This is a genomic window from Acinetobacter sp. UBA3025 (assembly GCF_002367915.1).
Classification (GTDB): Bacteria; Pseudomonadota; Gammaproteobacteria; order Pseudomonadales; family Moraxellaceae; genus Acinetobacter.
Window position 1 is genome coordinate 1 of sequence record NZ_DFDO01000068.1, and the last position, 6,164, is coordinate 6,164.

General features: G+C 42.6%; 7 protein-coding genes. 5 read left to right on the plus strand and 2 right to left on the minus strand.

What is annotated here, in order from left to right:
- Nucleotides 1–313: 313 nt before the first annotated feature.
- Nucleotides 314–598 carry a hypothetical protein gene (locus B4J23_RS02730; protein ID WP_179992136.1) on the plus strand — a complete coding sequence of 95 codons (285 nt, stop codon included), beginning with the start codon at nucleotides 314–316 and terminating at the stop codon, nucleotides 596–598.
- A 104-nt stretch (nucleotides 599–702) separates the two neighbouring features.
- Here the strand turns inward: B4J23_RS02730 and hemW are convergent, their stop codons facing one another.
- A complete protein-coding gene (hemW, locus tag B4J23_RS02735; RefSeq protein ID WP_291358691.1) occupies nucleotides 703–1,857 on the minus strand; it encodes a radical SAM family heme chaperone HemW in 1,155 nt (384 codons plus the stop codon).
- Nucleotides 1,858–1,983: 126 nt separating this feature from the next.
- Here hemW and B4J23_RS02740 point away from each other — a divergent pair, with 126 nt between their 5' ends.
- Entirely contained in the window at nucleotides 1,984–2,442 is a 459-nt protein-coding gene (locus B4J23_RS02740; RefSeq protein ID WP_159122648.1) for a DMT family transporter, read from the plus strand.
- A 41-nt stretch (nucleotides 2,443–2,483) separates the two neighbouring features.
- Nucleotides 2,484–3,842: an MATE family efflux transporter gene (locus B4J23_RS02745; protein ID WP_291358692.1), complete on the plus strand. Its 1,359-nt coding sequence runs from the start codon at nucleotides 2,484–2,486 to the stop codon at nucleotides 3,840–3,842.
- Nucleotides 3,843–3,872: 30 nt separating this feature from the next.
- On the opposite strand, the gene B4J23_RS02750 is transcribed toward B4J23_RS02745, so the two are convergent.
- Nucleotides 3,873–4,079, minus strand: a complete 207-nt coding sequence (locus tag B4J23_RS02750; RefSeq protein WP_034701512.1) for a DUF1737 domain-containing protein — start codon at nucleotides 4,077–4,079, stop codon at nucleotides 3,873–3,875.
- Between the two features lie 288 nt (nucleotides 4,080–4,367).
- On the opposite strand from B4J23_RS02750, the gene B4J23_RS02755 reads away from it, so the two are divergent.
- Nucleotides 4,368–5,666 carry an ABC1 kinase family protein gene (locus B4J23_RS02755; RefSeq protein ID WP_004787005.1) on the plus strand — a complete coding sequence of 433 codons (1,299 nt, stop codon included), beginning with the start codon at nucleotides 4,368–4,370 and terminating at the stop codon, nucleotides 5,664–5,666.
- A gap of 97 nt (nucleotides 5,667–5,763) precedes the next feature.
- A complete protein-coding gene (locus B4J23_RS02760) occupies nucleotides 5,764–6,015 on the plus strand; it encodes a type B 50S ribosomal protein L31 (protein ID WP_004787006.1) in 252 nt (83 codons plus the stop codon).
- Nucleotides 6,016–6,164: the final 149 nt, after the last annotated feature.

Sequence of the window (6,164 nt, forward strand, 5' to 3'; positions counted from 1 at the left end):
AAAAGTGTCAACACACCCTAATTAAAATTTAAAGATAATTAAATATTCGCTTTTCATTCATCATCTTGTCCTAAATTTCTTCATCTAATTTTAGTCATGTTAAGACATGAAGAAACTGAGAAGAGTTTTGATGATTTTAAAATCAAAAATTGCCCATAAAAATATAGAATTTTTAATAAAATTTTTATTTATTAAACACTTAAATAAAAATTTAACAGAAATCTTGAAATTTACAAAAGTCTTGTCTATAGCTCCATCTTCCCTACATCACTGACTCCTATGATGAGCTCATTGAATAAATATGAGTATGATCATGAAAAAATTAGTTTCTTCTTTAATGATTGGCTTGATCGCAACAACAGCCACTATGTCAGCAATGGCGGCGCCTGGACCGGATCATCGTCATCCAACACCGTCAGCGCATCATTTTGATAAGAAACCAATGCCGCATAGAGGTGGTTTCCATAAAGCACCTCCTAAAGCGCATTTTAACCAGCATGATCGTCATGATAAATTTGGCAAGAAAGACCATAAGGGCTTCTTCAACAAAAACCATCACAATGGCCCACATCACAAGTTACCGCCTAAATATCGTTAATCCGAATGGCTTAAATGCATAGTGGAGAGAGAAGGAAAAGCCCGATGTAACTCATCGGACTTTTTCTTTTTAAACTGGATTAATTATTCGGATAGATTAGGCAACTAAAGAAACTCTTCCAGCACAGAGTTTAAAAAGATGTGACCTTGCTCAGTACATGCCAGACGTTCTGCATCTTCTACCATTAATTGACGTTGGCGCAATGAAGTCAGCAATTCATCCAGTGTATCCAGACTATAGCCTGTTCGTTCAAGATAAAGCTTTGCTTCCACGCCATCATTTAAACGTAAGGCATTCATCATAAATTCAAAAGGCATATCTGTCACTTCGATGCGCTTAAACTGCAAATGTTCAGCTGGCACTTTGGCTAAATAGTCTTTAGGCAAACGGGTTTTCTGGAAACGGTAAACACCATCCGGTTGAGTCACTTTTCCATGCGCCCCTGCTCCAATGGCCAGATAATCACCAAATTGCCAGTAATTCAGGTTATGTGCCGAAGGTAATTCTTTACGCCAGGCAGAGACTTCATAATTGATAAAGTCATTGGCTTTTAAATAGGCCTCGCCCTGTTCCTGAATCTCTTCTAGTACTTCATCGACCGGTAAAATCGGCTGAGTACGGAAAAACACGGTATTTGGCTCAATAGTTAACTGATACCACGAAATATGCGTAGCACCATTCTCGACTGCCAGTTTCAGGTCATTGAGTGCCTGCTCCAGCGTCTGTTCAGGCAAGCCATGCATCAAGTCGACATTGATCCGTTGAAAACCAGCATCACGCGCCAGGCCAATCGCCGAGATCGCATCTTCATTGCTATGGATTCGGCCCAGCTTTTTTAGATGCTCGGTATTAAAACTTTGCACGCCAATCGAAAGACGATTAATACCAGCTGCTAAATAGCCAGCAAATGGATCATGCTCCACTGTACCCGGATTGGCTTCCAGCGTGATTTCACAATTCTCTTCAAAAGGAATCAGTGCTTTTAGTTCTGTAAATAACCACTGATAACCTGCAGCAGAGATCAGTGACGGCGTTCCCCCACCGATAAATACACTATGAACCGAACGGCCTTGGGCAAAATCAACCTGAGTTTTAAAGTCATCTACCAGCGCATGCAGATATTCCCGTTCCAGATCCAAAGAGAGTTTTCCATCAGGTACGGCATGCGAGTTAAAGTCACAATACGGACATTTACGTACACACCACGGCATATGGATATACAGGGATAAGGGAATAAGTGCAGGATTTAATTCAGCCAAAGAACTACTCAAAAACAACTACAAGATCTAGCGTAATTTTAACATGACTCGGCAACAACACTGCTAAAATTAAAATCGCCATCGCCTAATGCCTAAAAATTTAAATAGAATTAGATAGTTAAAATTATGAAAATATCCTCCCAGCTCCTTATTTTACTACCTTTGGTCTTTGCAATCGGGGTCTTGCTGACCTTACAGACGGCTATTAATACCCAATTAAAAGAATATTTATATTCTCCTATTCAAGCTGCATTTTTTTCCTTTTTGATTGGTACAATAGTACTTGCCGGCATCGTGCTGTTTCAGTCACATCCCAAACCAGGCTTACAGGAGCTGATTGCAGTTCCCTGGTATCTCTGGTTAGGTGGATTTTTAGGTGTTTATGCGATCAGCATGAGCATTTATGCTGCACCTAAAATGGGCTTCCTGACACTGACCGGAATGATTATTTTTGGTCAGATGGTGATGTCCATGATCGTCGATCAGTTTGGTCTGCTGGGCAATGAAAAAATGCCGGTGAACTGGCAACGTCTTTTAGGTGGCGTGGTGATTTTTATTGGTGTGCTTCTCACTTTACAACGCTAAACCTTTATCTCTAAGCACATGATCACTAATGAGTAATTTTTGTGTCTAATGTTTTGACAGCCACAACCCGTCGTTATGAATTAAAACAGCTGTTCCATCTGATGTTGCCCATTCTGGTCACACAATTTTCCCAGGCAGGTTTGGGCCTGATTGATACCATTATGGCCGGACGTCTCTCACCGACTGACCTGGCAGCGATTGCGGTCGGTGTCGGTCTCTGGATTCCAGTCATGCTGCTTTTTAGCGGTATCATGATCGCCACTACACCTTTAGTGGCGGAAGCCAAAGGCGCACGTACACCTGGAAAAATCGCTACAATTGCGCGGCAATCATTATGGGTCGCATTCATCCTGGGGGTGATTGCGGGTCTGATTTTACAAGTTTTGCCCCTCACTTTACCTTTACTAGGTGTCCCAGAAAGCCTGCAACCTAAAGCTGGCCTGTTCCTGCATGCGATCGGTTTTGGTATGCCTGCTGTGACTATGTATGCGGCTTTACGCGGCTATTCTGAGGCCATTGGTTACCCGCGTCCGGTCACTGCCATTAGCCTCATGGCGCTACTGCTTCTGGTTCCATTAAACTTCATTTTTATGTATGGAGTTGGTCCAATTCCGGCACTGGGCAGTGCCGGTTGTGGTTTTGCTACAGCAATTCTGCAATGGCTCATGTTAATGAGTCTGGCACTGTATATTTTTAAAAATCGGGTCTATCAAAGCAGTCAGCCATTTAGACACTGGGAAAAGCTGAACGGATATTGGCTGAAACGGATTTTAAAGCTGGGCTTTCCGATCGGACTGGCAATTTTCTTTGAAGTGAGTATTTTTAGTACCGCAGCGATTGTCTTGAGTCCATTAGGTGAAACCATTGTGGCCGCTCACCAGATTGCTATTTCCGTTACCTCACAATTATTCATGATTCCGATGTCTCTGGCCATTGCGCTGACCATTCGGGTGGGAACTTACTATGGTGAACAGAACTGGGATGCCATGCGTAGAGTACAAGGTTTAGGTCTGATGACCGCGACGATTCTAGCTCTGCTGATCATGCTAATGCTTTGGGTGTTCCGTAGTGAAATCGTAGCGCTCTATACTTCTGACCCGATGGTGACCCAGATCGCGCTTTATCTGGTGCTCTTTGCAGTGGCCTATCAGCTGATGGATGCCTGGCAGATCAGTGCTGCAGGCTGCTTACGCGGTATGCAGGATACCAAAGGCCCAATGTGGATCACCATGATTGCCTATTGGGTGATTGCCTTCCCGGTGGGGGTTTATTTGTCCCGTTTTGGAGATATGGGGGCGGCAGGCGTCTGGGTCGGTCTGATTGTCGGTCTGAGCGTGGCCTGTGTTTTATTGCTGGCACGGCTTTATGGCAATAACAAACGTTTAAGCCAGCGTGCCTAATCCTCTTATTATTTAAAAAGATGCATTGAATTACTGATTTAATGCATCTTTTAATCCCTGTGGAATCTCCGACTCATCTGCCACTTCCTTAATTACTACCTGCCCCACAATCACATCTGTTCCATTAAAGGTCATAGTTGGCGCACCATAAAGTTCATAGCCTTCATTGAGTGCCTTGGTCACACGGGCACAAAAATTCACATCATCTTTACCAGTAAAATATCGATAGACTTTCATTGAAATTTCTTGATCTTGAGATGCGATTATTTTAAGCCTTTCCTCATAGAAAGGAACTCAAAAATCATGCTTTGCCCTCTTCAGAATAATTAAATAATTGATTCAAAAACTGCCGTACAGATACCAAGATGGTTTAAAAATTGTATAAATCAAGTGAACAATATCAAGCAAATATGAATACTTTGAGAAGCTTTGCAACATAACATCTACAATTAAATATAGGCAATTTATAGTTTGTCACCTATGATCAAATACACCCATAAAAATGGTGATTTTGAGGAATCTCGCATGGCAAAAACGGCTCGAACGCCTGGTCGCCGCTTTATGAAATTGGCTGGAATGACCGCAAGTATTGCAAGTAAAACCCTATCCAATTCGATTAAAAATTTAACTGCGGATGAAGAGCAGAAAAATGCTGCACGCAGTAAATTATTTCAGGATATTGGAGTACAGATTGCTGATACCTTGGGGGAAATGAAAGGTGCGGTGATGAAAGTCGGCCAGATTGCCTCGCAATATAAAGATATTTTCCCGCCTGAAGTTGCTCGAGCCATTTCCAAATTGCAGCGTCAGGCTCCACCGATGCCATTTAAAGAGATTCAGTCTCAGGTCGAAAAAGAATTGGGCAAATCTTTGCAGGATCTATTCCAGCAGTTTGATGAGCAGCCTTTTGCCGCAGCCTCGATCGGACAGGTGCATAAAGCGACACTACCCGATGGCCAGCAGGTTGTGGTCAAGGTGCAATATCCGGGAGTGGAAGAAGCCTGTGAAAGTGACCTGAAACAGGTTCGTCTCGCCTTACGTTTGATGGGTGTACTGAAAATTGACCGCAAATTGCAGGATCAACTCTTCAAAGAAATTCAGCATAGTCTGGACAATGAACTCAATTATGAAATTGAAGCACAGAATCTGGAAGTGGCACGCGCCTTTCATGAATCACTCGATCATCAAATTGTTATTCCAAAAGTATTTAGTGAATATTCTTCCCGCCATATTCTGACCTTAAGCCTGGAACAGGGCGAAAGTATGGAAACGGCCAGCCAATGGCCGCTAGAAACCCGTAATGCCCTAGGCCGTCGTTTATTCCGTGCGATTGGTCAGGAAATTTTCTATCTGAAACGTTTCCACTGTGATCCGCATCCAGGGAACTTTGCCTTCCGTGAAGATGGCTCGGTGATTATTTACGATTACGGCGGTGTTAAAACCCTTTCTACCGAGATCATTACTCATTTCAAGGAACTGATCCATGCAGCCCGTGATAAGGATATTTCGACCATTGAACAGCAACTGGATGCCCTGCATACCCTGACAGAAACCGGAAAATTTCCGGCCGATCTGTATGAGCAATGGCTAGAAGTGCTGATGCGCCCTTTAACCACTAATTATGATTTTGCTGAAAACTCAGCACATCATGATGGAATGGAATTGCTCAAACCTTCTCTGAAATATTGGGATGTATTCAAACCATCGCCAGATACTTTAATGGTAAACCGTACTATTTCCGGACAATACTGGAACTTGATTCATTTGAAAGTACATGATGATTTGAGTGATGTATTTGAGGAAATTGTGCCAAGTCGCAGTTAGGTTGCAGTAATAAGCTTACAAGCTGTAACCCTACTTCACTTGAAATATCTAATGTTACATTATAACATTACTCTTAAATTACAAGAGGAATATTACGATGCGTCCAGACATCCATCCCGAATATCGAGAAGTTTTATTTCATGACACCAATGCTGATGCCTACTTCGTGATTGGCAGTACCATGACTTCTAGCCAGACCAAGGAATATGAAGGTAAGACCTATCCTTATGTCACCCTAGATATTTCGAGTGCTTCACATCCGTTCTATACCGGTGAGCAACGTCAAACCAGTAATGAAGGTCGCGTAGCGAGCTTTAACAAACGTTTTGCCCGTTTTAAACGTGGTTAAACTTAAAACCTCCGATTTTTTCTCAATTTAAATCGCGGTTTATGTCAGGAAATTACCTCCAATTTCCTGACTTTTTTATGCCTGCGCTAAAGCCAGCTGAGTTAAATAGAAGCCCACACCCAGCATAAATACTCCGACAATCACACTAG